Consider the following 23,598-nt stretch of genomic DNA (forward strand, 5'->3'; position numbering starts at 1 on the left):
TGCACAAAATGCGGGATATATGGAGGTGGTCACATGAAAGTCACAAATAAAAAATCCGGTTTTCATTATGTATCTGGGTTTCTATTGATATTCGGCGCAGTCGGCTTGGCGCAGGCCGCTCCTCAGTTTTCACCGCAGGAAATCGAACGGGGCGCTTATGTGGCCAAGGTCGGAGACTGTATCGCCTGTCACGCGGTGCAGGGCGGAAAGCCGTTTGCGGGCGGTTTTCCCATGCCGCTGCCGGTAGGCACGATTTATTCGAGCAATATCACCCCCGATCCGACTTATGGCATCGGCAAATACTCTTTTGAGGATTTTGATCGTGCAGTGCGTCATGGGGTCGCGCCCGGCGGGAAATATCTTTATCCGGCCATGCCCTATCCGTCATATGCCAAAGTCACGCCCGAAGACATGAAGGCGCTTTACGCCTATTTCATGCAGGGCGTGAAACCTGTGGCGCAGCCCAACAAGCCGCCCACCATGATCTGGCCTTTGACCATACGCTGGCCGTTGGCGATCTGGAACTGGATGTACGTCTCTGAGGATCACGTCTATCGGCCCGACCCGAAACAAAGCGCGCAATGGAATCGCGGCGCTTATTTGACGGAGGGTCTGGGTCACTGCGGCGCCTGCCACACCCCGCGCGGCATCGGCATGCAGGAAAAGGCGCTGAGCGCCAACGGCTCCGATGGCTCGCTATTCCTCTCGGGCGCCAAGATTGAAAGCTGGTACGCCAGGAATCTGCGCGGCAATGACGTGGGCGGTCTGGGGAACTGGAGCGTGGCCGACATCGTGCAACTGCTCAAGACCGGGCGCAACAGCAGCGGCGCGGCGGTGGGCAGCATGACCGAGGTCATCCACCACAGCTCGCAGTACTGGACCGACGCCGATCTGGAGGCGGTGGCAATTTATCTCAAATCATTGCCTGCCGACCCGAACAAGCCCAAGGCGCCGCAGCCGGTCGCACCCGTGCCGCAACCCGACCTGCATTCCGCGGGCTCTCTGGCCTATGCGCAGTATTGCGCGGTTTGCCACCAGAACGATGGAGCAGGCGCCGCAGGCGTGTTTCCGGCCATGGCGGGCAACCCCACGGTGGAGTCGCGTGATGCACTCAACTTGATCCATGTGATTCTGGCGGGGGGAAAGACCGCTGAGGTCAAAGGCGTTCATCCGTTCACCATGCCAGCCTTCGCGGGCGTGCTCAGTGACCAGCAAGTGGCCGACATCGCCACCTTCGTGCGCAGCGGCTGGGGCAATAGCGGGGCGGCGGTCAGCGCCAGCGAAGTGGCGAAAGTCCGGTCAGACATCGCCAAAACCCATTGAGGGAGACCATCATGCAAAACAGTAAAACCAAAACCTATTCACGCGCCAACCTCTCGATGCGCACTCTGCTGGCAGCGAGCATGCTGGCGGGCCTTGCCTTCCAGCCAACAATGGTCCAAACCGCCTTGGCCCAGACGGCCTCCTCACCCGCAGCAGCCGCACCGCCTTTGGTCGCCAAACCCAAGCCGACGCACGAAGTACCCTTCAAGGCGCCCGATCTCGCTTCGCTGGCGCATGAGCCCAACGGCGCGGAAATCCTCTACGGCTATCGCCTGATGACGCAGACCAAGAAGCTGCTGCCCAATAATGTCGGCGCGGCGATGAATTGCACGAGCTGCCACCTGGGCGGCGGCTTCGTGCCCCACTCCTCGGCCTTTGTGGGTCAGAACGCGCTCTACCCCATGTACAACCCTCGGGCTGCCCGGGTGGTGAGCATGGCGGACCGCATCAACGGTTGCATGATGCGGTCGATGAACGGCAAGCCCATCCCCAAAAATTCCCCAGAAATGAAGGCCATGCTCGCCTTCATGGCCTGGATGGCCAAAGACGTTCCTGCTGACGCCAAGGTCAAGGGCGCCGCCCTGTACAAAATCAGCACTTCGATCAAGCCTGACCCCGTGCGCGGCAAGGCGATCTACGCCGAGCGCTGCGCCGCCTGTCATGGCATCGACGGCGAGGGGAGCAAGAACGCCAAAGGCGAGTATGTCTTCCCGCCGCTGTGGGGGGCGGATTCGTTCAACATCGGCGCGGGCATGGCGCGTACCTACACCGCAGCCGGTTTCGTCAAAGGCGCCATGCCGGTGGCCGACAGTCTGCATCCGCCAACGGGTGTCGGTCGCATGAGCGATCAGGATGCAGTGGACGTTGCAGATTACTTCTCGCACCAGCCCCGGCCTGATTTCCCGGCAGCCATCTACGACTGGCCCAAGGGCGGCGCGCCCAAGGACGTGCGGTATTGCCTCGTGTCGTTGGGTAACTGCACGCCTGCTGAAATCGCCAAAGCGCCCAAGCCGCCAGGCGGGAAATAAGGGTTTGCGAGGGGATGACGGGCGCTCACATCCTCGCTTACATCCCTTTGCGCGCTAGGTAGATGCCAGCCAGCACCAGCCCGGCGCCGAGCAGTTGGCCGGCGGTCAGCGCCTCGCCCAGCAGAATCCACGCATACACCACCGCCATGGCCGGTTGCACCAGCAGGCCCACGGATGAGAGCGCCGGGTTGAGCCGGCGTACCGCGTAGGCGATGACCACCTGGCCGCCGATCTGCACCAGCAGCGCCAGCCCGAGCACCCACACCCAGCCGATGACCGCAGTCGGCCACATCCGCCCCTCGGCGAGGGCGAAAGGCCAGAGCACCACGGCGGCGAGCAGGGTGACGACGGCCATCAGCGGCGCGGTGGACAGACGCTGCCGCGCCTGCTGAATGCCCACCTGATACGCCGCGTAAAACACGGCGGACACCAGTCCGCTGGCATCGCCCAGCAGCGCGCGGCTGTGGCCGAAGTTGGGGCCGATCATCAGGGCCGCTCCGCCCAGTGCTGCGGCCAACCCGGCGAGAAACACCGGCTGCGGCGCGTTGCGGGTGATGATCCAGAAAGCCAGGGTGATGAGCACGGGAGCGAAGTTCGATTCCAGCGTGGCGTTGCCCACAGCAGTCCAGGTCACCGCGAGGTGGAAGAACACCAAATCGAGCGCGAACATGGCCGCGGCAAACAGCGCCAGTCCCCAGGTCGGCCAGTGCGCCAGCGGGGCGGGCGGGGCCGCGCGCTTGCTGAACCATTGCGGATTTTGCCCAGGCGCGGGGCTGGCCGAAACCGGGCGGGCCTTGCGCTGCAGTTGCCATTGCACCGCAGCCCAGGCCAGCAAAAACGGCGCGGCCACGGCCATGCGCCAGAAGGCGCTGGCAAACGGGCCGAGGTTGGCGGTGGTGTCGGCCAGACGCACGAACACGCCGGCGAGGCCGAGTACGGCGCCGCCGAGAAGGAGAACGAGGAAATCCATGAAAAGTCTGCCGGGCTTGGGGGTGTGAAGCCAAAAAAAAGAGCTGTGGGAATGGCCAGTGGCGGCGGAGTTGCGGGCTCGAAGACGACGCGATCGGGCAAAAGCCGATGCGCAGAATGCCGCACAGCCCCCTCATCGCCCCTCATCGTCCTATTTCAGCTCGCGATCAGCACGTCCGGCGGCCGCCCGACAGCCTGTTGGCGCATTGTCGCTGGTCGATCAGGCCGTTGGTTCATGCCCGCAAACCGATCGGGGCTCACCCTGGGGAATTTTCCCAGGCCGCTTGGCGCAAGGAGATATCCTCCCTGAAACTTGCATGACATGCGTATTGAACGCACATACCATGTGACTTTCATGCCAATACAAACGGTTCGGCATCTGCCGTTTTCCGCCCGCATCACGGGCAGGATCATGAAACGAAACGCTGACTGACATCCGTCTGTGGCTCATCCCTTGCCGCCATCCATGCCCGAATCCAAAGAGTCAACACACCACGTCAGGCCCTTTGTCTACGACACCCTGCATTCCAAGGCTTTGCACTTCACCATTTGCGAAGTGCAAAGCAGCATGCGACTTCGAGACCCCGATGCGTTGGACTTGGAGTACACGCGCATGATGATGGGATTTTTGCTGTTCATGGCAGAACCGCAAAACATCACCATGATTGGCCTGGGCGGGGGATCGCTGGCCAAATTCTGCTATCGCCACCTGCCGCAGACCCGCATCCTGGTGGTCGAGATCAACCCGCATGTCATTGCCCTGCGCGATGAGTTTCATATCCCCTCCGATGACGATCGGTTCAGCGTCGTCCTGGCCGATGGCGCGCAGCATGTGCGCACCAGCACGTCACCCTGCGACATCCTGATGGTTGACGGCTACGACAGCGAGGGTCTGCCGCCGCGCCTGTGTTCCCAGCGTTTCTACGATGATGGATTCGCGCTACTGCGCCCGGGCGGCATCATGGTGGTCAATCTGCAATACAGCCACGACCACTACGCCATCCACCTGGACCGCATCCGGCGCAGCTTTGGCGACTCCGTGCTGGTGGTGGATGACAAAGACGGGTGCAACAGCATCGTCTTTGCACGCAAGGGCGTGGGCTTTGCGCAGGTACGGCAGAGTGCTATGCGCCTCCCTGAGTCCCTGGACGTCGCTGCTGCAGCCGCATTGCTACCTGCGTTGACGCAAGTCGCCGCGGTGTCGAGGCAGCAGCAAGGCGAGAGTTCTGGCGGTATCGGCGGGCCTTCAGGGCATGCCCGTAGCCCGGCCTGATTTTTTCATCCGCATCAACCTGGAAGGCTGGACGCCATGGATACACCCCCTCAAAAAGTCGGATTCCTGCGCGGCACGCTGCGTGCGCTCGGCGCCGTGGCGACGGCCATGGTGGGCCTGCGCCGGGCCGAGGATAGGGAGAAGGATTTCGCCACACTCAAACCCGTGCATGTTGCCGTGGCGGGGGTCATCATTGCCGTGATCATCATCACGGCGCTGATCATTCTGGTCAATCGCATTGCGGGCTGAACCCCGGCGCGTGGCCGGACGCATCAAACCGGGCGAGTCAATCCAGCAGGCTGGTTTGCTGGAATACAGCGGGAAGTTTTTGCGGGGCATGAATGCGCAACTGCTTGTTGACATTCATGCGCCCGAACACCACTTCGATGGCCGAGGTCGGCACGCCGAACTCCTTGGCAAGGAAGCGCACCATGTGATCGGTCGCGCGGCCAGCGCGTGGCGCTGCCGTCACACTGACCTTAAGTTGCGGCCCCTTGGGCTTGCCGATGGCATCGACCCCTGCGCTGGGCTTTCCCAGGATGTTGACCACCAGCGTGTCGCCTTCCCACCAAAAGAACGACTCACCTCGATTTTGCTGAGATTTCATGCGGGAGATTGTTGCGGCGGAGCAGCGCAGCCTATTGCGGTTTTGCAGCGGCGCTTTGCATCGGCAGAGGCTCAGCGCTTGAGCGCCTCGTCGATGGACTCGCCCGGCTGCCAAGGCCGTCCGAGCTTGAACTCGATGTAGTCGCGGATCAGTCGCCGCACTACTTGCGACGGCGTCTGGTCCTCGCGCGCGCACAGGCGCTCGAACAACTCCTTCTTCTGCGGGTCGATCAGGACAGTGAGGCGGCTGGTGCGTTGTTCCATTTTTATGGAAATGAGATTAGCATTTAGCGCACATCTTATGTGAATCTCATTTTCACGCAACTCCCGTATGAACGCGTCCGATCTTCTTCCCATCGCCCTGGGTGTGGTGGCGGCTTGGGTGTGCATGGGGTTGGCTGGTTTCATTTCGCCGCGTTCCACGCGCTGGGTGGCGCGGGTGATCTTTCCGCTGGGCGCGCTGGGCAGTCTGGTGATGGCCGCAGTCGGGCTGCTGGCGCTGTTCGCTGCGCCGCAATCGCTGGTGTTGCCCATCGGCCTGCCGGGTCTGCCGCTGCATTTACGGCTGGACGCGCTGTCGGGGTTCTTCCTGTTTCTGCTGGGCGCCTCCACCGTCGGCATTTCCACCTTCGCTTCGGGCTATTTCCGCGAGGGCGAGGGCACGGCGCCGGGGCTGCTGGGTATGCAGTACCACGTGTTTCTGGCGGCGATGTGCATGGTGATGCTCGCGGCCGATGCCTACAGCTTCATGCTGTCGTGGGAAGTCATGGCCATGGCGTCGTACTTCCTGGTGATTTCCCAGCACCGCATGGCGGAAATCCGCAGCGCCGGTTATGTGTATCTGCTGCTGGCGCATCTGGGGGCCATCGCCCTGCTGTTGTGTTTCGGGGTGATGATGCAGGGCGGCATTGCCAGCCTGACGTTCGAGGCGATGCGCCACGCGCACTTGAGTCCGGCCTGGGCCAGCGTGGCCTTCGGTCTGGCGGTCATCGGCTTTGGTGCCAAGGCTGGCCTGGTTCCTTTGCACATCTGGCTGCCCGAGGCGCACCCGGCTGCGCCTTCGCCGGTTTCGGCCTTGATGAGCGGGGTGATGCTCAAGACCGCGCTTTATGGCCTGCTGCGGGTGAGCTTCGATCTGCTGCATGCGCCGCTGTGGTGGTGGGGTGTGCCGCTGCTGGCGCTAGGGCTGTTCGGCGCCTTGTTCGGTGTGCTGTTCGCCGCGGTGCAGACCGATATGAAGCGGCTTCTGGCCTATTCGTCCATCGAGAATATCGGCATTGCCTTCGCCGCTCTTGGCCTGGCGCTGGTGTTTCACGGGGTCGGGTTGGCGGTGTTTGCGGCGCTGGCGCTCGCCGCCATGCTGTACCACCTGCTCAACCACGCCTTTTTCAAGAGCCTGCTGTTCCTGACCACCGGCTCAGTGCTCCATGCCACCCACCAGCGCAGTCTGGGAAAACTCGGCGGCTTGTTGCGCACCATGCCCTGGGTGGGCTGGACGGCCTTGATCGGCACGCTGGCGATTGCCGGGCTGCCGCCGCTCAACGGCTTTGTCGCCGAGTGGCTGCTGTTGCAGTCGTTTCTGTTCACGCCGCAGATTCCCGAGCCGTTTTTCAATCTGCTCATCCCGCTGGGTGCGGCCATGCTGGTGCTGACGGCGGCGCTGGCGGCTTATGTCATGGTGAAGTTCTATGGCGTGATTTTTCTCGGCCGCGCACGCGAGCCGCAACTGGAACAAGCGCACGATGTCGGCTGGCTGGAGCGCATCGGGCTGCTGTGGTTGGCCGCGGGCTGTGTGCTGCTGGGCCTGATCCCGACCTGGGTGCTGCAGGCCATCGACCGGGTCAACCTGATGTTGCTGGGCAAGCCGTTGGCGCAAGCGGGTGATGCGTCTATGGGCAACTGGTTCTGGCTGGTGCCGCTGTCGCCGGATCGGGCGTCGTACAGCCCTGTGGCGATTCTGCTCGTCGGCCTGCTGGTCGTCGGCTTGACGGGCTTGTTGACCCACCGCGTCTATGCGGGGCGTGTGCGCCGCGCCGCGCCGTGGGATTGCGGCGCGCCGGGCTTGACCGGGCGCATGCAAGACAGCGCCGAGGGCTTCGGCCAGCCGATCCGCCGGGTGTTCAGCCCGTTCTTCCTGATGCGGGTGGAACTGCCGCGCCCGGACGACGCCGAGCCGCGCTACCGCGTGTCGGTGGAAGACCGCTTCTGGCCGCAGTTTTACACCCCGGCGGCGCAAGCGGTGCTGTGGTTGGCACGGCAGGTCGGGAAGATTCAGCAGGGACGGATTTCGGTCTATCTGCTCTACAGCTTCCTCACCCTGCTGGTGTTGCTGATGGTGGTGCTGCGATGAGCGCTTTCGCCGTGTTGACCCCGTTGTTGACCCAATTTCTGGCCGTGGCCGTCTCGGTGTTGCTGGCGCCACTGCTGTCCGGCTGGGTGACGCAGTGCCGCGCCTGGCTGTCCAACCGCAGCGCGCCGCCCATCTGGCAGCCCTATGCGCGCATTGCCAAGCTGCTGCGCAAGGACGCGGTGCTGGCGCACGAGGCCACGGCGCTGTTTCGCGTCGTGCCGTATTTGCTGATGGGCATCATGGTGGTGGCTGCGGCCATCATCCCCTCGCTGTCCACCGATCTGCCGTTTGCGCAGGCGGCCGACGTCATTGCGCTGGTGGGCCTGTTTGCGCTGGCGCGGGTGTTCACCGCCCTGGCCGGCATGGACATCGGCACCGCCTTCGGCAGCATGGGCGCGCGGCGCGACATGATGGTGGGTTTTCTCGCCGAGCCCGCGCTGCTGATGGTGGTGTTCACCTCGTCGCTGATCTCGGGCAGCACCCTGTTGCCGACGATTGCCGAATACCTGCAATCGCAGCACTTGGCGCTGCACGCCAGTCTGGCGTTCGCCGCCGTGGCCTTCATCATGGTGCTGCTAGCCGAGAACGCGCGCATTCCGGTGGACAACCCCACCACCCACCTTGAACTCACCATGATCCACGAGGCCATGGTGCTCGAATATTCCGCGCGTCATCTGGCGCTGGTGGAGTGGGCCAGCAGTCTCAAGCTGTTCAACTATGTCTGCATTGGCTTCGCGCTGTTTCTGCCCTGGGGCATGGCGAACCACGCCGACGGCGTGATGTGGCTGCTCGCCGCGCTGCCGCCGCTGCTGCTCAAGCTGGCGGCCGCCGGTTTCGGCATCGCGCTGATCGAAACCCTCAGCGCCAAGCTGCGCATCTTCCGCGATCCCGAATTTCTCGGCACCGCATTTTTGCTCGCCGTGCTCGGCCTGCTGGTGCGGCTGATGCTTTCGCATTGAGCCTGATGCCATGACCGTTCTCGCACCGCTCGTTTCCGCCTCCGCAGCCGCGGCCTTCTCGGCCGCGTCGTCAGCGGCTTCGTCTGTGGTTTCGTCTGTGGTTTCGTCTGCGTCTTCAGCCGCTGCGTTGTCCGTTTCCGGTCTGCCCGCTCTGCCGCTGAGCACCCAGCTCATCCACCTGATCGCCGCCTTGCTGTTGCTGCTGTCTTTCGCCATGCTGGCGCAGCGCCGGGTGGTCAATCTGGTCAATCTGTTTGCGGCGCAGGGCGCTTTGCTCGTGGCCAGCACCGTCGTCGTGGCCTACTCGACGGGCGATGCCGAGCTCTATCAGTCTGCCGCGCTCACCCTGCTGCTCAAAGTCATCGTGCTGCCGTTGGTGCTGCACAAGCTGATCCGCCGCCTGCACGCCGAATGGGATACCGAAACCCTGGTGAACATTCCCACCCTGCAGCTCATCGGCATCGTGCTGGTGATTTTCTCTTTTGTTCTGGCACAGCCCATTTCCCGCTTCGCTGGCGAGGCCATGCGCGGCACCCTGGGCATCGCGCTGGCGCTGGTGCTGCTGGCTTTCCTGATGATGATCGTGCGGCGCAAGGCCGTGGCGCAAGTGGTGGGTTTTCTGGCCATGGAAAACGGCCTGCTGTTCGCGGCCACCAGCGTCACGCGGGGCATGCCCATGGTGGTGGAACTGGGCATCGGCCTGGACGTGCTGGTCGGCGTGTTCATCCTGGGAATTTTCTTTTTCCAGATTCGGGAACAGTTCGACAGCCTGGATCTGCAAAACATGGAATCACTCAAAGAGGACTGAATGGAACTGCTCATCGTCCTCGCGATCCCCCTGCTCGGCGCTGCGGTGCTGGCTCTCGTCGGCCAGCGCGGCTTCGCGCCCTGGGTCAATCTGGCCTTCAGCGCCGTCACCTTCATCGCCGCCTGCGTGTTGACGGCGCGGGTCATTTTTCAGGGGCCGATGCTGGTGTTTGCCGAGCAGTTTTTCATCGATCCGTTCAATGTGTTTCTGGTGACGCTCACCGCCTTTGTCGGCATGACCACGGCGGCGTTTTCCCGGCCCTATATGCGCATCGAGCAAGACCGCGGGCGGCTGACCGCGGCGCGTCTGAGGCTCTATCACAGTATGTACCAGGCCTTCATGTTCACCATGCTGCTGGCGCTGACCACCAACAATCTCGGCCTGCTCTGGGTGGCGATGGAAGCGGCCACGCTGACCACCGTGCTGCTGGTTTCGCTCTACCGCACCAAGGCCAGCCTGGAGGCGGCCTGGAAATACTTCATCCTGTGTGGCGTGGGTATCGCGCTGGCGCTGTTCGGCACCGTGCTGCTGTATTTCGCGGCGGAGCGGGTGCTGGGCCACGCGGGCATGAACGCGTTGCTGTGGACGCAGCTCGATGCGGTCAAAGGCCGGCTGGAGCCAGGCATCATCGGCATCGCCTTCGTCTTTTTGCTGGTGGGCTACGGCACCAAGGTCGGCCTGGCTCCCTTGCATAGCTGGCTGCCCGATGCGCACGCCGAGGGGCCCACGCCGGTGTCGGCGGTGCTGTCCGGCCTGTTGCTCAATGTGGCGCTGTACGCAGTCATGCGCAGCAAGGTGCTGGTCGAGGGCAGCTTGCACGCCGCATGGCCGGGGCAGATGCTCATGGCTTTCGGCTTGTTCTCGGTGCTGGTCGGCGCGTTTTTGCTATGGCGGCAAAAAGACGTCAAGCGCATGTTCGCCTACTCCTCCATCGAACACATGGGCATCATCACCTTTGCTTTCGGCATGGGCGGGCCGCTGGCCAACTTCGCCGCGCTGCTGCACATGACCGGCCACGCGCTGACCAAGAGTGCCATTTTCTACACCACCGGCCACGCGTCGCAAAAAGCGCACAGCCAGCGCATCGACGACATTCAAGGGCTGCGCGAGCAATCACCCGCGCTGGGCTGGGGTTTGATGATCGGCGTGCTGGCGATCGCGGGCATGCCGCCGTTTTCCGTGTTCGCCAGTGAGTTTCTCATCCTCACCACGGCGATGCAGCAGCAGCCCTGGGCCACGCCCATTTTGCTGCTCGGGCTGGGCGTGGCCTTCGGCGCCTTGTTTTTGCGTGGGCAGGGCATGGTGTTTGGCCGCAGCAACCTGCGTGAACTCTCGCATGCGCCCAATATGGTGCCGGTGTTTGTGCATCTGGCGCTGGTGTTGCTGCTCGGGCTGTGGATGCCGCAATTCCTGGTGTCCTGGTGGCACACCGCAGCGGCGATGATCGGGGGTTGAGCCATGCAAGCTCGCTGCGCCATTCTTCCCGTCGAACATCACCGCGTGGACGCGCTGGGCTGGTCCGCCCAGATTCAGGCTGCCGCCGCGCGCGGCGCTCGGTTGCTCACCCTGTGGGGCAAGGACGCGCGCGACACGTCTTCCGGCGGCATGTCGCTGTATGCCTGCTGGCTGGAGAAGCAGGGCTTGTCGCTGCTGCAGCTCGATCTGGCTCCGGGGGTGACGCATTACCCTGGGCTGCACGCCGAGTTTCCCGTGGCCGACCGACTGCAGCGCGCCCTGCGCGACCTGCTGGGGGTGCAGGCGCAGGGCATGGACCCGCGTCCCTGGCTGCGTCACACCGCCTGGAGCGCCGACGTCTATCCGCTGCGGCACGATGCCGCCCTGCCACCGGCGCCCTGCGGCCAGCCGCAGGCCGAACACTACGCCTTCGTCCCGGTCGATGGCGACGGCGTGCACGAAGTGGCGGTCGGGCCGGTGCACGCTGGAGTGATCGAGCCGGGGCAGTGGCGCTTTTCCATCGTCGGCGAAAAAATTCTGCGGCTGGAAGAACGCTTGGGTTTCACCCACAAGGGAGTGGAAAAGCGCTTCGAAGGCATGACGCTGCACGATGGCGTGCGCCTGGCTGCGCGGCTGAGCGGCGACAGCGCCGTGGCCAATGCCTGGGCGTATTGCATGGCCTGCGAGACGCTGGCCGGGGTGCAGCCGCCGCCGCGCGCGCTTCATCTGCGCGCGTTGCTGCTTGAACGCGAGCGCCTGGCCAATCATCTGGGCGACATCGGCGCCATTGCCAACGACGGCGGCTTCGGCTTTGCGCTGGCGCAGTTCGGTCGTTTGAAGGAAGACGTGTTGCGCCTCAACGCGCGGGCGTTCGGCGCGCGTTATCCCATGGACGCGGTGCAGCCCGGCGGCGTGGGGCTCGATCTGGACGCCGACGCCGTGGCCATGCTGCACAACCAGGGGGTGTTGCTCGGCGGGGAAGTGCGGCGGCTCAAGGACATCCTGGATCAGCACGAAGGTCTGCAAGACCGCTTCAAGACCACGGGCCGGGTCTTGCCCGAGCTGGCGGCGCGGCTGGGCATGATCGGCTTGGCCGGGCGCGCCAGCGGGCAGGCGCTGGATTTGCGCACCGCTGCGGGCTTTGCGCCCTACGCCGCGCTGGGCGTGGAGGCGGCGCAGGCGCAGGAGGGCGACGTCGGCGCGCGCGTGGCGGTGCGATTTGCCGAAGTGTTCACCAGCCTGCGGCTGTGCGGCGACCTGCTGGCAAGCCTGCCCGGCGGCAGCGTGCGGGCGCAATGGCCTGAGACCGTCGCGCCGGGCTTGGCGCTGGGGCTGGTGGAGGGCTGGCGCGGGCCGCAGTGCATCGCGCTGGAGGCCGACTCGCAGGGACGCATCGCCCGCTGCCACCCGCACGATCCGTCGTGGCAGAACTGGCCGGCCATCGAATGGGCGGTGATCGGCGACATCGTCCCCGACTTTCCGCTGATCAACAAATCCTTCAATCTGTCCTATTCCGGACACGATCTCTGAGGCCGCCATGTGGAAGACCCTGCGACAAATCGCCCGCGTGGGCCGCATCAGTGAGGCTCCGCAAATCTCGTCCTTGCCAGCGCCGCCCGCCGCCGAAGTGCAGCGCATTTCGGCTGATCTGCTGCGCCTGATCGGGCGGGCGCTGGCCATCCGCGTGGTCGATGCCGGTTCGTGCAACGGCTGCGAACTGGAGATCAACGCCCTGTCCAACCCCTACTACAACATCGAGGGTCTGGGCGTGCATTTCGTCGCCAGCCCGCGCCACGCCGACCTGCTGCTCGTCACCGGCCCGGTGTCGCGCCATATGGAGCTGGCGCTGCGCCGCACCTATGACGCCATGCCCGAGCCCAGGCTGGTGGTCGCCGCAGGTGATTGCGCTGCGGGCTGCGGCGTGCACAGTCAGGGCTATGCAGTCTGTGGCCGGGTGGCCGAGGTGCTGCCGGTGGACGTTACCGTGCCCGGCTGTCCGCCCAGCCCGGTGGCCTTGTTGCAAGGCATCATGCAGGCGGTGCAGCGGCGGGCCTGACCCGGCGGCAAACGCAGCGCCGCAAGACGTTTTAGGGTTTTGGCTGGCCCGATGGCTTCTCGCCCTGCATCATTTGCAGCAGTTCGGCGCAGTGGTCGATCGGCGGGGTGCCGGGGGTGAACCACACCGCGTCATAGCCCGCTGGGAGCTCGGCCTGCGTATCGGGCGCCAGGCCTTGCAGCAGCAGGCTGAACACCGCAAGCGGCTGCGCCACCCCCGGCGGGGTCTGCGCCGCATGCGCTGCCAGATGCAGCGCGATGCCGAGAGTGCGGTTGGCGTGGAAGCTGCCGGTGAGCAGCACCACGGTCTTGCCCGGCCGCGCCAGCGCCAGGCTGTGCGCGGCCATGCTGTCGTCGCGGGCGAACTGGATGCGCGCCATCGCCGGAAGTTGCGAGGCGGGCAGTAGGCCGCAGTGGCTTTCGGCCACGTCGTCGAGAATGCGCTGGCGCACCGCAGGCGGCACGCTGGCGTCCCAACGGGCCTGCTGCATGGCGGGGCGCATCGCATCTTGCGGCAGGTTGACGCCGACCACCGGCACCCCGGCGCGTACGGCGACCATCACCGGCGCGGCGTACAGCTTCCACGGCCAACCGTCGTCGTTCCATTGCAGCCGCTCGCGCACCACGGCTTCAGGCGCGTCGCGCGGGCCGTCGAAACGCTGCCCGGCATCCGCCATTTCCAGGGCGACGGCGGCCAAATCGCCGCGCTGGGCCAGGGCGGTGATGATCCAGGCCTGCACCGCGTGATGATCGGGGTGATCGTGCTGCTCGCCCAGCATGCACAGCGCGGCGTGTGCGCAGTCACTGACCAGTTGTTGCGGGGCTATGAATTGCTGGCCGCTTTGCAGAATGCGGCCGACCAGTGGTGAATGGGCTTCCACAGGCTGGGTGTAGCGTGGCAGCGGCGGCAAGGCGGCGGCCTGCGCCGCCAGACTCCCGAGCCAGAGCGGCCCGCCTGCGGCCAGGCCGAGGGCGAGATTCAGACGCCTGCGGTTGGCATCTGGAGACGAAGACGGCGGGGTAGGGGCGTGGCGGCTTGGCATGGCAGGAGGTTCAATAGCATGTAGAAACGAAACTTAGCGCAAGCCGCTATTCCCCCATTCAGACAGGTCAAGCCCCATGTTTGACACGCCGCTCGATCCCCCGCCTGACCCACCCGCTGCGCTGCGGCTGTTTTTCGCGCTCTGGCCGGGGCAGGCGTTGCGCCGACATATCGCCGAGCATCAGAGGCTTTGGCAGTGGGCGCCGCCCGCGCGACCGGCGGCTGCGACCAAACTGCATCTCACCGTGTTGTTCATGGAGGGGGTGCCCGCAGACCGGGTGACGACGCTGCTGGAGGTGGGCGAACGGGTTGCGCGCAACTGGGCCGATTTCGCGCTCACGCTCGACCGGGCAGCGGTGTGGCGCCACGGTGGCATCGCGCACCTCACGCCGTCGCAGCCCCCGGCGGAATTGCTGTCGTTGCGCGCCGCGCTGGCGGAGCAGGTCGGCCAGCGCGGTCTGCCGTTCGACGCTCGCGCCTTCGCACCGCATGTCACGCTGGCGCGGCGCGCGCAGGCGACGCAGCCGCCGGTCACATTCCCGCCGCTGCACTGGACAGTGCGCGGCTTCGCGCTGGTGCACTCCGTGCTGGGCACCGGGCGTTACGACGTCATCGGGCGCTGGCCGCTGAATCGATGACTTCAATAGCCGCCCACGCTGCCCAGGGTGGAAATCCACCAGGCCAACACGCCACCCGCCGCCACGATGAGCAGCGCCAGTAGGCGCAACGCCCAGGTGTCGCGCGCGGGCGTCACGCCGGCCACGGTGTCGATATCGCCCGTCAGCATGGGGCGCACCAGGTTTTCGCGTTTGAAAATGGCGTAATAGGCAATGGCCGCGAGGTGCAGGCCGACGAGGGCGTAGATCAGCGGCTGGCCGATGGTGGTGTGATAGAAGGTGAAAATCGCGCTGGTGCGGTCGCTCACATAATTGGCCAGCGGGCCTTGGTTGAAAATTTCGTCGTTCGCAAACAGCCCGCTGATGACCTGCAGCGCGACCACGGTGAGCAGCGCCAGTACCGACAGACTGCCAAGCGGGTTGTGGCCGACGCGCAGGTGTTCGGGCCGCGGATCGTCGCCGCGCACATAGCGCCAAATGTCGCGCGGCCCGTGCACGAAGTTCCAGAACCGCGCGTGACGGCTGCCCGCCACGCCCCACACCAGCCGGAACACCAGCAGCGCAATCAGGGTGTAGCCGCTCCAGTAGTGGTACTGCATGGCGTTGCCGCCGATCAGCCCGGTGACGATGGAAACGGTCACGCAGACGGCCAGCGCCCAGTGAAACAGGCGCAGCGGCAGATCCCAGACACGAACTTTCATGCGCGGCTCCGGGCGCTCAGCCTTGCCGCAACTTGCGCGCCGCCTCGACGGCGAAATAGGTGAGGATGCCGTCGGCCCCCGCGCGTTTGAATGCCAGCAGGCTTTCCATCATCACCGCGTCATGGTCGAGCCAGCCGTTCTGCGCGGCTGCCTTGAGCATGGCGTATTCGCCGCTCACTTGATAAGCGAAAGTCGGCATGTGGAACTCGTCCTTCACCCGGCGCACGATGTCCAGATACGGCATGCCCGGTTTGACCATCACCATGTCGGCGCCTTCGGCGATGTCGAGCGCCACTTCGCGCAGGGCTTCGTCGGAGTTGCCCGGGTCCATCTGATAGACCTTTTTGTCGGCCTTGCCGAGGTTGGCGGCCGAGCCCACGGCGTCGCGGAACGGGCCGTAGAACGCGCTGGCGTACTTGGCGCTGTAGGCCATGATGCGGGTGTGAATATGGCTGTCGGCCTCCAGCGCCTGGCGGATCGCGCCGATGCGGCCGTCCATCATGTCGCTCGGGGCGACGATGTCCACTCCGGCGGCTGCCTGCGCCAGCGCCTGCTTCACCAGCATGGCCACGGTGGGCTCGTTCATGATGTAGCCGGTGTCGTCGAGCAGACCGTCCTGGCCGTGCGAGGTGTAGGGGTCGAGCGCCACATCGGTGAGCACGCCGAGCTGTGGAAACGCCGCTTTGAGGGCGCGCACCGCTCGGGGCACCAGTCCGTCGGGGTTGGCGGCCTCGATGCCGTCGGGCGTCTTGAGGTTGGGATCGATCACGGGAAACAGCGCGAGCACCGGAATGCCCAGTTTCACGCATTCCTCGGCCACCGGCAGCAGCAGATCGACACTCAAACGCTCCACGCCGGGCATCGACGCCACGCGCTGGCGCTGGTTCTCGCCATCGAGGATGAACACCGGGTAGATCAGATCGTCCGCTGCCAGTCGGTGCTCGCGCACCAGACGGCGGCTGAAGTCGTCACGGCGCAGCCGCCGCATGCGGGTGCCGGGAAATCTGGGCAGGTTCACAAAGTTTTTCATCTTTGGTTTGTCATGGAGTGGAACTTGATGCGATGAATGCTATCTTTTTCAACTGGATGGTGCGTTGCAAGATGTGCCGTCCCCCGCTTCTCCTCCCTGAGCGGGGCCTTGTTTCAAGGCTTGAATCCCTGGCCAGCACTGCCGGGGATTTTTTTGCCCGCAATATTCGTTTGTCCCCTGGCAACAAGCTTGCGCCAAGGCTCTTTTACACTGCGACTCTGTCTGCGAAAGGGAGTTCAAGATGGCTTTTCAGTGGGTGCTGACCTGGCACATCATTTTTGTGATCGCGTGGTACGCCGGGCTGTTCTACCTGCCGCGCATTTTCGTCAACCTGGCCATGGTGCCCGCTGACAGCACTGCCGAGCGCGAGCGTCTGCTGATGATGGGCCGTAAACTCTACCGCTTCACCCACATCCTGATGTGGCCGGCCATCATTCTCGGCCTGGTGCTGTGGCTGTATTACGGCATCGGCCTGCGCGGCCCGGGCAACGGCTGGATTCACACCAAGGTCACCCTGGTCGTGCTGCTGGTGATCTATATGTTCTGGTGCAAGCGCATCTTGCGCCAGTTCGAGCAGGGAACCAATACCCGCAGCCACAAGTGGTATCGCTGGTTCAACGAAATTCCCACCATCATTCTGTTCATCATCATTCCGCTGGTGGTCATCAAGCCGTTCTGAGTGCCCCCAGGGCCGGGCAATCCCCACCCCAACCCTCCCCACAAGTGGGGAGGGAGTGATCTCACCTCCCCCACGTCGTGGGGGAGGTCGGGAAGGGGACGGCCCAGCCCGCCCCCCGAGGGGGACAAGGAAACTTGGGGCGGCCCTGCGTTTCCTTGACGGTTATACGGGCGCGCCGCTTGCTGGCCCTGAAGTTGTCTCATGTCTTCGCCGCATCGCCCTGCGCACAGTGCGCGCCCCGTTTCCCGCTTCATGCGTTATGCGCTGGCGGGCTATGTGCTGCTGATCGTCTATGCCAGCCTCTATCCCTTTTCGGGATGGCGCTGGCAGGGGCTGATGCCGTTTGATTTCGTGCTCGCGCCGCTGCCGCGCTACATCACCTTCAGCGACTTGCTGATCAATGTCGGCGGTTATCTACCGCTGGGCTATCTCATCGCCCGCAATCTGCCGGCACGTTGGCCGCGCTGGGCATCGTGGCTGGCGGCCAGCGCGTTGGCCAGCAGCGTGTCTTTCGGCATGGAAGCCTCGCAGGCTTTTCTGCCCATGCGCGTGTCGTCCAACCTCGACTGGCTGACTAATTCGCTAGGCGGTCTGCTGGGCGCTGCGATCTGTGCTTGGCTGCTGCCGCGGCTGCGCCTCGCGGCGCTGCTGCGGCTGTGGCGGGAACGCTGGTTTGCGCCTCATGTGGGCTATGGCTTGCTGCTGTTGGCGCTATGGCCGCTGGCGCTGCTTTGGCCCGCCGCCGTGCTGTTCGGCACCGGGCAGATCGGGCCGACCCTGTTGCAGCCTGCGCTCGATACCGATACTTGGCGCATTCTGTCGGCGTGGTTTGTCAACAGCGGCCTGCGATTACCGGATTTCGCGCCGATGAGCGGGCTGCGCCAGAGCAGCATCACCGCGGCCATGCTCGCCGGTTCGCTTTTGCTGCTTGCGGCGCTGTTGCGGCCAAGTGCGCCCCGGCTGAGGCTGGCGCTGGCACTGACCTTCGCCGGCCTGCTGGCCGTCAGCCTGTCGGCCGCCTTGAGTTTCGGCCCAGAACACGCCTTGGCCTGGGCGACCGTGCCCACCCTGCGCAGTGTGGCGCTGGGGTTGATGATCGGCTTGCCGCTGTCGTATCTGCCGCCGCGATGGGGCGCTGCGGTCGGCGCGCTCAGTCTGGCGCTGGCGCTGGGGTGGATCAATGGGTCGGGGCCGGGGCCGTATTACGCGCTGAATCTGCAGGCATGGAGCCAAGGTCTGTTCATTAGGCTGTATGGTTTGCCGCAGTGGCTGAGTTGGCTATGGCCGTTCGCCGCTCTGATCTATTTGATGGCGCGAGCGTTGCGGCCCGTTCGCCATGACAATCTGGGTTAATCATGAACTATTACAAACACCACATTTTTTTCTGTCTGAACCAGCGCGACGCCAGCGCCACACGGCCGTGCTGCGCCGCCAGCGGGGCGGAGGCTGCATTCGAGCACTGCAAATCAGCCGTCAAGACGCTGGGGCTGGCGGGTGCGGGCAAGGTGCGCGTCAACCGGGCGGGGTGCCTCGATCGCTGCGAGGAGGGGCCGGTCTGCGTGGTCTATCCCGAGGGCGTCTGGTACACCTATGTCGATCAGAGCGACATCGATGACATCGTGCAAAGCCATCTGCTGCGTGGCGAGGTGGTGGAGCGCCTGCGTCTGCCCGATCTCCCTGACGCGCCCGACGCGGATCAGTAATCCGGGCCGATGCAAATGAACGCGCAGACCCGCAAGCTGCTGGTGAAGGGCCCGGCGGGGGCGATCGAAGTGGCGGTCGATGCGCCCGTGGGGCCACCCCGCGGGCTGGCGCTGGTGGCGCACCCTCATCCACTGTTCGGCGGCACGCTCGACAATAAGGTGGCGCAGACCCTGGCCCGCGCTTGGCTGCAACTCGGTTTCTTGGCGGTACGGCCCAACTTTCGCGGCGTGGGCGACACGGCCGGAGTGTTTGACCACGGCGTGGGCGAGACCGCCGATCTGCTGGCCGTGTTCGACGACTTCATTCCTCAGGTCGCGCAGCAAGCCGGGCTTGAGCGCGAGGCGCTGCCCTTGGCGCTGGCCGGATTTTCCTTCGGCGCCGCCGTCGCCGCGCGTTGTGCGCTGGCCTTGCAGCATCGGGGCGCCACCTTGCAGCATCTCACTTTGGTGGGCACGGCCGTCAGCCGTTTCGACGTGCCGCAGATTAAACCGGCCAACGCCCCACCGCTCGCACAGCGCGTGTTGGTGCTGCATGGTGAGCAAGACGATGTGGTGCCGCTGTCCGGCGTGCTCGACTGGGCGCGGCCGCAGCAATTGCCCGTGGTCGTGTTTCCGGGCGCGGGGCATTTTTTCCACGGCCTGCTGCTGCCCCTGCGCGACTGGGTCTGTCAGTGGCATGGGGCACAAAACCCCTAAGCGCCCCCAAGACCTGTCGCTGCGCGCCAGGCCCCCCGAGGGGGTGAGAAACTCTTGGGGCGGCCCGGCGAGTTTCTCAGAACGCCAGCAGCACGCGCGTCTGAAACGCGCCTTTGTTTTTTCGTTCCTGCGAACCTTCTCGCCGCCCCGCGCTCTGACCCTCTGCCGCGAGATCCAGCGTGCGCGGCAAAACTTCGTCACCCCTGTCACGCCCTCAGGCTGCTAGGGTGTCGGTTTTCTGTTTTGAGTCTCAGGATTCGCCTATGTCCGTTCAATCGTTTGTCGCCGCCTGCAGCGCGGCCTGTCTACTCGCGCTGTCGCCTTTGGCGCAGGCCGCCCCCACTCCAGCGGCAGCTCCCGCCGCAACGACTCCGGCCCCGAGTGCCGCAGCCGCTCCCCTCACGCCGATGCAGGCCATGCTGGCCACCGTTCCGCCGCCCAAGCTCGATGCGCGGGCCTGGCTGGTGGTCGATCTGACCAGCGGACAGATCCTCGCCGAGCACGACGCCCACGCTCAGGAGGCGCCGGCCTCGCTGACCAAGCTGATGACGGCTTACTTGACCTTCAAGGCCTTGAAAGAAGGCACCATCAAGCTCAACCAGATGGTGACCGAATCGAAAGAGGCCTGGCAGACCGGTGGCTCGCGCATGTTCATCGACCCGCGAGTGCCGGTGTCGGTCAACGACCTGCTGTTGGGCATGATCGTGCAATCGGGCAATGACGCCGCGATGACGCTGGCGCAGACGGTGGGCGGCTCGGTGAGCGCCTTCGTCGCCATGATGAACCGCCAGGCGCAGCAGTGGGGTCTTAAGGGCACGCATTTCATGGACCCGACGGGCTTGCCCGACCCCGGCCACCACACCACGGCGTATGACCTCTCCATCATCGCTACCCACATCATCCGCGACTTTCCGGCCGATTACGCGCGCTATTTCAAGGTCAAGGAATTCACCTACAACCACATCACCCAGCCCAACCGCGTCAGCCTGCTGTTCACCGATCCTTCCGTGGACGGCATGAAAACGGGTTACACCTCCGAGGCGGGTTACTGCATGATTACCTCGGCGCTGCGCCAATTTCCCAACGGCCCGCGTCGCCTGCTCACCGTGGTGATGGGCACACCCACCGAGCGGGCCCGCGGCGAGGAGAGCCAGGTGCTGCTCAACTGGGCTTATCAGAACTTCGACGACATCGTGCTGGCCTCGCCCGGCAAGCCGGTACTGACTGCGCCCGTCTGGAAGGGCGTGGATAACAAAGTGGAACTGGGCTCCTCGGTGCCGGTGGTCATTTCGGTGCCGCGCGGCATGGGCAAAGACCTTCAGACCAAGGTGGTGCGGCCCGACCCGCTGGTGGCGCCGCTGCAGGCCGGGCAGCGCGTCGGCCAACTCGACGTGAGCATGAGCGGCAAGCCGCTGGCGGTCTATCCGCTGGAGGTCATCAAGGCCGTGCCCGAAGCGGGTCTGTTCGGCCGCGCTTGGGACAGCTTGCGCCTGATGATCAAGTAGAGCGCACAGGCTGAAGCGGATCAGACCGCCGCGGCCTGATCCGCTTCAGCCATGCACACCTCGCCGCGCAGCGAGTGCGGGTAGGCCGTGGTGATGCGCACCGGCACGATCTGGCCGATCAACCGCGCGTTGGCCTTCAGGTGCACGATGCGGTTGTTTTCGGTGCGGCCCTGCAGTTCCGAGGGGTCTTTCTTGCTCGGCCCTTCGATGAGCACGGCCTGTTCCGTGTCCACCATGGCGGCGCTGATGGCCGAAGCCTGAGCCTCGATCTGCGCCTGCAAGGTCTGCAGCCGCTTGAGCTTGACGTCGGCCGGGGTGTCATCCGCCAGATTAGCTGCCGGGGTGCCGGGGCGCGGGCTGAAAATGAAACTGAAGCTGGCGTCGAACTGCATGTCCTCGATCAGCTTCATCAGCTGCGTGAAGTCGGCATCGGTCTCGCCCGGAAAGCCGACGATGAAGTCGGAGCCGATGCAGATATCGGGGCGCACCGCGCGCAGCCGCCGCACGATGCTCTTGAACTCCAGCGCGCTATAGCCGCGCTTCATCGCCGCCAGAATGCGGTCGCTGCCATGCTGCACCGGCAGGTGCACATGGTTGACCAGTTTGGGAATACGGCCGTAGGCATCGATCAGCCGCTGGGTGAATTCCTTCGGATGGCTGGTGGTGTAGCGGATGCGTTCGATGCCGTCGATCTCTGCCACGCATTCCAGCAGAAAGGCGAAATCTTCGCCCTCTCCCGAGCCCAGCCAGGCGTTGACGTTCTGGCCCAGCAGCGTCACCTCGCGCACGCCTAGCGAGGCCAGTTCGGCCACCTCGGTGAGCACGTCGACCAGGGGGCGCGAGACTTCCTCACCGCGGGTGTAGGGCACCACGCAATAGCTGCAATACTTGCTGCAGCCTTCCATGATGGAGACAAAGGCGCTTGGGCCCTCCACCCGTGCGGGCGGCAGGTGATCGAATTTTTCGATTTCCGGAAAGCTGATATCGACCTGCGCACGCCCGAGCGCCTGGCGCTGCGCAATGAGCTGCGGCAGCCGGTGCAGCGTTTGCGGGCCAAACACCAGATCGACATAAGGCGCGCGCTTGACGATGGCCTCGCCTTCCTGGCTCGCCACACAGCCGCCCACGCCGATCAGCAGATTCGGCTTGTCGGCCTTGAGCTCGCGCAGGCGCCCCAGATCGCTGAACACTTTTTCCTGCGCCTTTTCGCGAATGGAGCAGGTGTTGAGCAAAATGAGATCGGCTTCCTGCGGCGTTGCCACGGGTTCATAGCCTTCAGCCGCCCCGAGCACGTCGGCCATCTTGGCCGAGTCGTACTCGTTCATCTGGCAGCCGAACGTCTTGATAAAGACCTTTTTTGTCACGATGGAAGCGTCCGTCAATTGCTGAAAAACAGCCCGCACTGTCCCGGCGCCTTGGGCAACTGAAGCTGGCTGGCCGTGGAATCGCTCACCAGCCACACGCGAAACACATTGCCCATCGCGTCGGTCTGAAACACCACCGGGGCCTGCAGCCCGTTGAGCTGGTTGCGGGGAATGATGCGGTTTAGCGGGCTGATCACCCGCGTGCCTGGGCCGAGGGTGTAATCGGTGCAGTTGATGCTGACGTTCGGAAACGCGCCAAACGTCGCTAGGCCCTGCAGGCTGCCCATCGGGTAGTTCATCTGCGCGTAAGCCGCGCCCAGGCTGCCCAGACACAGCGCCGCCCCAAGGGTCATCCGACGCAGCAACGGTTGAAGTTTCATGGCCGACTCCTGGACAAAAAACGGTTCGCTTGGCGCGCAAAACAAAAAAGCCCAGGCAACAACGCATGGGCTTGGATCAGCGCCCACGAATTCGGCGCGAAGGGTGCAAACGAGAAGCCTACGAAAAAAACGATGTGGGCTGGAAAACGATGGTGGCGCTTCAGGGACTCGAACCCCGGACCTGCGGATTATGATTCCGTCGCTCTAACCGACTGAGCTAAAGCGCCAACACGCAAACAAGCCGCGCAGTATAGCGCATCATTTGTTCGTGAAAAGCGGTTTTCGTTTTTCCAGGAAAGCCGCCATACCCTCCTTCTGGTCGGCCGTAGCGAACAGCGACTGAAACAGCCGACGCTCGAAACGCAAACCTTCGGACAGCGACGATTCAAACGCGCGGTTCACGCTTTCCTTGGCCATGAGCACCGAAGGCTGCGAGAAGCCGGCCATGGTTTCGGCCATCGCCACGGCCTCATCGAGTGTCTGCTGCAGCGGCACGACCCGCGCGACCAGGCCGCTGCGCTCGGCCTCAAGCGCGTCCATCATCCGGCCGGTGAGGATCAGATCCATGGCCTTGGCTTTGCCCACGGCGCGCGTCAGCCGCTGGGTGCCGCCGGCGCCGGGAATGATGCCGAGCTTGATTTCGGGCTGGCCGAACTGGGCGTTGTCGGCGGCCACGATGAGATCGCACATCATCGCCAGCTCGCAGCCCCCGCCCAGCGCGAAGCCGCGCACCGCCGCAATCACCGGCTTGCGGATCTGCATCATCGCTTCCCAGTTGCGGGTGATGAAGTCTTCGGTGTAGCTGGCCGGAAAGGTCTTTTTCGCCATGGCCGAGATGTCGGCCCCGGCGGCGAAGGCCTTGTCGCTGCCGGTGACGACCATGCAGCCGATGGCTGGATCCGCGTCAAACGCTTTCAGCGCGGCGCCCAGCGCGTCCATCAGGGCGTCGTTCAGGGCGTTGAGTTGCTTGGGTCGATTGAGGGTGATGAGGCCGACGTGGCCTCGGGTTTCGGTCAGGACGACGGCGTCGTCAGGGGTCTCCATGGGCATCTCCT

Annotated in this window: 25 protein-coding genes and 1 tRNA gene; 16 read left to right on the forward strand and 10 right to left on the reverse strand. The window is 64.5% G+C overall.

Annotated elements, in window-relative coordinates; translation table 11 throughout:
* Positions 1-33 precede the first annotated feature (33 nt).
* Positions 34-1,323 carry a cytochrome c gene (locus THI_RS01450; protein WP_013104448.1) on the forward strand — a complete coding sequence of 430 codons (1,290 nt, stop codon included), beginning with the start codon at positions 34-36 and terminating at the stop codon, positions 1,321-1,323.
* An 11-nt stretch (positions 1,324-1,334) separates the two neighbouring features.
* The gene (locus THI_RS01455; RefSeq protein WP_041608850.1) at positions 1,335-2,351 is read left to right on the forward strand and encodes a c-type cytochrome; all 1,017 of its coding nucleotides are present in this window, start codon (positions 1,335-1,337) and stop codon (positions 2,349-2,351) included.
* A gap of 37 nt (positions 2,352-2,388) precedes the next feature.
* Here THI_RS01455 and THI_RS01460 read toward each other — a convergent pair whose 3' ends face one another.
* Complete coding sequence (locus tag THI_RS01460) at positions 2,389-3,321, reverse strand: DMT family transporter (protein ID WP_013104450.1); 933 nt, start codon at positions 3,319-3,321, stop codon at positions 2,389-2,391.
* A gap of 465 nt (positions 3,322-3,786) precedes the next feature.
* Here THI_RS01460 and THI_RS01465 point away from each other — a divergent pair, with 465 nt between their 5' ends.
* Both THI_RS01465 and THI_RS01470 read left to right on the forward strand, forming a co-directional pair.
* Positions 3,787-4,593 carry a spermine/spermidine synthase domain-containing protein gene (locus THI_RS01465; RefSeq protein WP_013104451.1) on the forward strand — a complete coding sequence of 269 codons (807 nt, stop codon included), beginning with the start codon at positions 3,787-3,789 and terminating at the stop codon, positions 4,591-4,593.
* 36 nt (positions 4,594-4,629) lie between these two features.
* Positions 4,630-4,842, forward strand: a complete 213-nt coding sequence (locus THI_RS01470; RefSeq protein ID WP_013104452.1) for a DUF2970 domain-containing protein — start codon at positions 4,630-4,632, stop codon at positions 4,840-4,842.
* A 37-nt stretch (positions 4,843-4,879) separates the two neighbouring features.
* Here the strand turns inward: THI_RS01470 and THI_RS01475 are convergent, their stop codons facing one another.
* Both THI_RS01475 and THI_RS01480 read right to left on the reverse strand, forming a co-directional pair.
* On the reverse strand, positions 4,880-5,200 hold the full coding sequence (locus tag THI_RS01475) for a DUF167 domain-containing protein (RefSeq protein ID WP_013104453.1): 321 nt from the start codon (positions 5,198-5,200) through the stop codon (positions 4,880-4,882).
* A 71-nt stretch (positions 5,201-5,271) separates the two neighbouring features.
* Positions 5,272-5,463, reverse strand: a complete 192-nt coding sequence (locus tag THI_RS01480) for a ribbon-helix-helix protein (RefSeq protein WP_013104454.1) — start codon at positions 5,461-5,463, stop codon at positions 5,272-5,274.
* Between the two features lie 67 nt (positions 5,464-5,530).
* Between THI_RS01480 and hyfB the strand changes: the two genes are divergently transcribed.
* From hyfB to THI_RS01510, 6 genes are read left to right on the forward strand one after another with little or no spacing between them, the layout of a single operon-like run.
* On the forward strand, positions 5,531-7,549 hold the full coding sequence (hyfB, locus tag THI_RS01485) for a hydrogenase 4 subunit B (RefSeq protein WP_013104455.1): 2,019 nt from the start codon (positions 5,531-5,533) through the stop codon (positions 7,547-7,549).
* Positions 7,546-8,508, forward strand: a complete 963-nt coding sequence (locus THI_RS01490; protein WP_013104456.1) for a respiratory chain complex I subunit 1 family protein — start codon at positions 7,546-7,548, stop codon at positions 8,506-8,508. The genes hyfB and THI_RS01490 overlap by 4 nt, the downstream gene beginning before the upstream one ends.
* A gap of 10 nt (positions 8,509-8,518) precedes the next feature.
* Positions 8,519-9,316 (forward strand): hypothetical protein, encoded by a 798-nt coding sequence (locus THI_RS01495; RefSeq protein ID WP_013104457.1) that lies wholly within the window; start codon positions 8,519-8,521, stop codon positions 9,314-9,316.
* Positions 9,317-10,771, forward strand: coding sequence for a hydrogenase 4 subunit F (locus tag THI_RS01500; RefSeq protein ID WP_013104458.1), 1,455 nt, complete (start codon positions 9,317-9,319; stop codon positions 10,769-10,771).
* Between the two features lie 3 nt (positions 10,772-10,774).
* Positions 10,775-12,301 carry a hydrogenase large subunit gene (locus THI_RS01505; RefSeq protein WP_013104459.1) on the forward strand — a complete coding sequence of 509 codons (1,527 nt, stop codon included), beginning with the start codon at positions 10,775-10,777 and terminating at the stop codon, positions 12,299-12,301.
* Between the two features lie 7 nt (positions 12,302-12,308).
* Positions 12,309-12,827, forward strand: coding sequence for an NADH-quinone oxidoreductase subunit B family protein (locus THI_RS01510; protein ID WP_013104460.1), 519 nt, complete (start codon positions 12,309-12,311; stop codon positions 12,825-12,827).
* A gap of 31 nt (positions 12,828-12,858) precedes the next feature.
* Here THI_RS01510 and THI_RS01515 read toward each other — a convergent pair whose 3' ends face one another.
* Positions 12,859-13,869 carry a ChaN family lipoprotein gene (locus THI_RS01515; protein ID WP_013104461.1) on the reverse strand — a complete coding sequence of 337 codons (1,011 nt, stop codon included), beginning with the start codon at positions 13,867-13,869 and terminating at the stop codon, positions 12,859-12,861.
* 76 nt (positions 13,870-13,945) lie between these two features.
* Between THI_RS01515 and thpR the strand changes: the two genes are divergently transcribed.
* Positions 13,946-14,506: an RNA 2',3'-cyclic phosphodiesterase gene (gene thpR, locus THI_RS01520; protein ID WP_013104462.1), complete on the forward strand. Its 561-nt coding sequence runs from the start codon at positions 13,946-13,948 to the stop codon at positions 14,504-14,506.
* 2 nt (positions 14,507-14,508) lie between these two features.
* Here the strand turns inward: thpR and THI_RS01525 are convergent, their stop codons facing one another.
* Positions 14,509-15,186 (reverse strand): cytochrome b/b6 domain-containing protein, encoded by a 678-nt coding sequence (locus THI_RS01525; protein ID WP_013104463.1) that lies wholly within the window; start codon positions 15,184-15,186, stop codon positions 14,509-14,511.
* Positions 15,187-15,202: 16 nt separating this feature from the next.
* Positions 15,203-16,216, reverse strand: coding sequence for a porphobilinogen synthase (hemB, locus tag THI_RS01530; RefSeq protein WP_013104464.1), 1,014 nt, complete (start codon positions 16,214-16,216; stop codon positions 15,203-15,205).
* Between the two features lie 241 nt (positions 16,217-16,457).
* On the opposite strand from hemB, the gene THI_RS01535 reads away from it, so the two are divergent.
* The 5 genes from THI_RS01535 to THI_RS01555 all read left to right on the forward strand — a co-directional run bounded on the left by THI_RS01535 (position 16,458) and on the right by THI_RS01555 (position 20,799).
* A complete protein-coding gene (locus THI_RS01535) occupies positions 16,458-16,895 on the forward strand; it encodes a CopD family protein (RefSeq protein WP_013104465.1) in 438 nt (145 codons plus the stop codon).
* Positions 16,896-17,096: 201 nt separating this feature from the next.
* Entirely contained in the window at positions 17,097-18,248 is a 1,152-nt protein-coding gene (locus THI_RS01540; protein WP_013104466.1) for a VanZ family protein, read from the forward strand.
* A gap of 2 nt (positions 18,249-18,250) precedes the next feature.
* A complete protein-coding gene (locus THI_RS01545) occupies positions 18,251-18,598 on the forward strand; it encodes a (2Fe-2S) ferredoxin domain-containing protein (RefSeq protein WP_013104467.1) in 348 nt (115 codons plus the stop codon).
* Between the two features lie 15 nt (positions 18,599-18,613).
* Positions 18,614-19,294: an alpha/beta hydrolase gene (locus THI_RS01550; RefSeq protein ID WP_176140486.1), complete on the forward strand. Its 681-nt coding sequence runs from the start codon at positions 18,614-18,616 to the stop codon at positions 19,292-19,294.
* 263 nt (positions 19,295-19,557) lie between these two features.
* Positions 19,558-20,799 (forward strand): D-alanyl-D-alanine carboxypeptidase family protein, encoded by a 1,242-nt coding sequence (locus THI_RS01555; protein WP_079668500.1) that lies wholly within the window; start codon positions 19,558-19,560, stop codon positions 20,797-20,799.
* Positions 20,800-20,819: 20 nt separating this feature from the next.
* Here THI_RS01555 and miaB read toward each other — a convergent pair whose 3' ends face one another.
* The 4 genes from miaB to THI_RS01575 form a co-directional block, all read right to left on the reverse strand.
* On the reverse strand, positions 20,820-22,163 hold the full coding sequence (miaB, locus tag THI_RS01560) for a tRNA (N6-isopentenyl adenosine(37)-C2)-methylthiotransferase MiaB (RefSeq protein WP_041609093.1): 1,344 nt from the start codon (positions 22,161-22,163) through the stop codon (positions 20,820-20,822).
* A 14-nt stretch (positions 22,164-22,177) separates the two neighbouring features.
* Positions 22,178-22,543 (reverse strand): hypothetical protein, encoded by a 366-nt coding sequence (locus THI_RS01565; RefSeq protein ID WP_013104471.1) that lies wholly within the window; start codon positions 22,541-22,543, stop codon positions 22,178-22,180.
* Between the two features lie 150 nt (positions 22,544-22,693).
* Positions 22,694-22,770 (reverse strand) — tRNA-Met (locus tag THI_RS01570).
* Positions 22,771-22,801: 31 nt separating this feature from the next.
* A complete protein-coding gene (locus THI_RS01575) occupies positions 22,802-23,587 on the reverse strand; it encodes an enoyl-CoA hydratase (RefSeq protein WP_013104472.1) in 786 nt (261 codons plus the stop codon).
* Positions 23,588-23,598: the final 11 nt, after the last annotated feature.

It is taken from the genome of Thiomonas arsenitoxydans (assembly GCF_000253115.1).
GTDB lineage: Bacteria > Pseudomonadota > Gammaproteobacteria > Burkholderiales > Burkholderiaceae_C > Thiomonas > Thiomonas arsenitoxydans.

Coding starts and splice junctions, on each gene's coding strand:
- THI_RS01450 (WP_013104448.1), top strand. CDS start 34: ATGAAAGTCACAAATAAAAAATCCGGTTTTCATTATGTATCTGGGTTT.
- THI_RS01455 (WP_041608850.1), top strand. CDS start 1,335: ATGCAAAACAGTAAAACCAAAACCTATTCACGCGCCAACCTCTCGATG.
- THI_RS01460 (WP_013104450.1), bottom strand. CDS start 3,321: ATGGATTTCCTCGTTCTCCTTCTCGGCGGCGCCGTACTCGGCCTCGCC.
- THI_RS01465 (WP_013104451.1), top strand. CDS start 3,787: ATGCCCGAATCCAAAGAGTCAACACACCACGTCAGGCCCTTTGTCTAC.
- THI_RS01470 (WP_013104452.1), top strand. CDS start 4,630: ATGGATACACCCCCTCAAAAAGTCGGATTCCTGCGCGGCACGCTGCGT.
- THI_RS01475 (WP_013104453.1), bottom strand. CDS start 5,200: ATGAAATCTCAGCAAAATCGAGGTGAGTCGTTCTTTTGGTGGGAAGGC.
- THI_RS01480 (WP_013104454.1), bottom strand. CDS start 5,463: ATGGAACAACGCACCAGCCGCCTCACTGTCCTGATCGACCCGCAGAAG.
- hyfB (WP_013104455.1), top strand. CDS start 5,531: ATGAACGCGTCCGATCTTCTTCCCATCGCCCTGGGTGTGGTGGCGGCT.
- THI_RS01490 (WP_013104456.1), top strand. CDS start 7,546: ATGAGCGCTTTCGCCGTGTTGACCCCGTTGTTGACCCAATTTCTGGCC.
- THI_RS01495 (WP_013104457.1), top strand. CDS start 8,519: ATGACCGTTCTCGCACCGCTCGTTTCCGCCTCCGCAGCCGCGGCCTTC.
- THI_RS01500 (WP_013104458.1), top strand. CDS start 9,317: ATGGAACTGCTCATCGTCCTCGCGATCCCCCTGCTCGGCGCTGCGGTG.
- THI_RS01505 (WP_013104459.1), top strand. CDS start 10,775: ATGCAAGCTCGCTGCGCCATTCTTCCCGTCGAACATCACCGCGTGGAC.
- THI_RS01510 (WP_013104460.1), top strand. CDS start 12,309: ATGTGGAAGACCCTGCGACAAATCGCCCGCGTGGGCCGCATCAGTGAG.
- THI_RS01515 (WP_013104461.1), bottom strand. CDS start 13,869: ATGCCAAGCCGCCACGCCCCTACCCCGCCGTCTTCGTCTCCAGATGCC.
- thpR (WP_013104462.1), top strand. CDS start 13,946: ATGTTTGACACGCCGCTCGATCCCCCGCCTGACCCACCCGCTGCGCTG.
- THI_RS01525 (WP_013104463.1), bottom strand. CDS start 15,186: ATGAAAGTTCGTGTCTGGGATCTGCCGCTGCGCCTGTTTCACTGGGCG.
- hemB (WP_013104464.1), bottom strand. CDS start 16,216: ATGAAAAACTTTGTGAACCTGCCCAGATTTCCCGGCACCCGCATGCGG.
- THI_RS01535 (WP_013104465.1), top strand. CDS start 16,458: ATGGCTTTTCAGTGGGTGCTGACCTGGCACATCATTTTTGTGATCGCG.
- THI_RS01540 (WP_013104466.1), top strand. CDS start 17,097: ATGTCTTCGCCGCATCGCCCTGCGCACAGTGCGCGCCCCGTTTCCCGC.
- THI_RS01545 (WP_013104467.1), top strand. CDS start 18,251: ATGAACTATTACAAACACCACATTTTTTTCTGTCTGAACCAGCGCGAC.
- THI_RS01550 (WP_176140486.1), top strand. CDS start 18,614: ATGAACGCGCAGACCCGCAAGCTGCTGGTGAAGGGCCCGGCGGGGGCG.
- THI_RS01555 (WP_079668500.1), top strand. CDS start 19,558: ATGTCCGTTCAATCGTTTGTCGCCGCCTGCAGCGCGGCCTGTCTACTC.
- THI_RS01565 (WP_013104471.1), bottom strand. CDS start 22,543: ATGAAACTTCAACCGTTGCTGCGTCGGATGACCCTTGGGGCGGCGCTG.
- THI_RS01575 (WP_013104472.1), bottom strand. CDS start 23,587: ATGGAGACCCCTGACGACGCCGTCGTCCTGACCGAAACCCGAGGCCAC.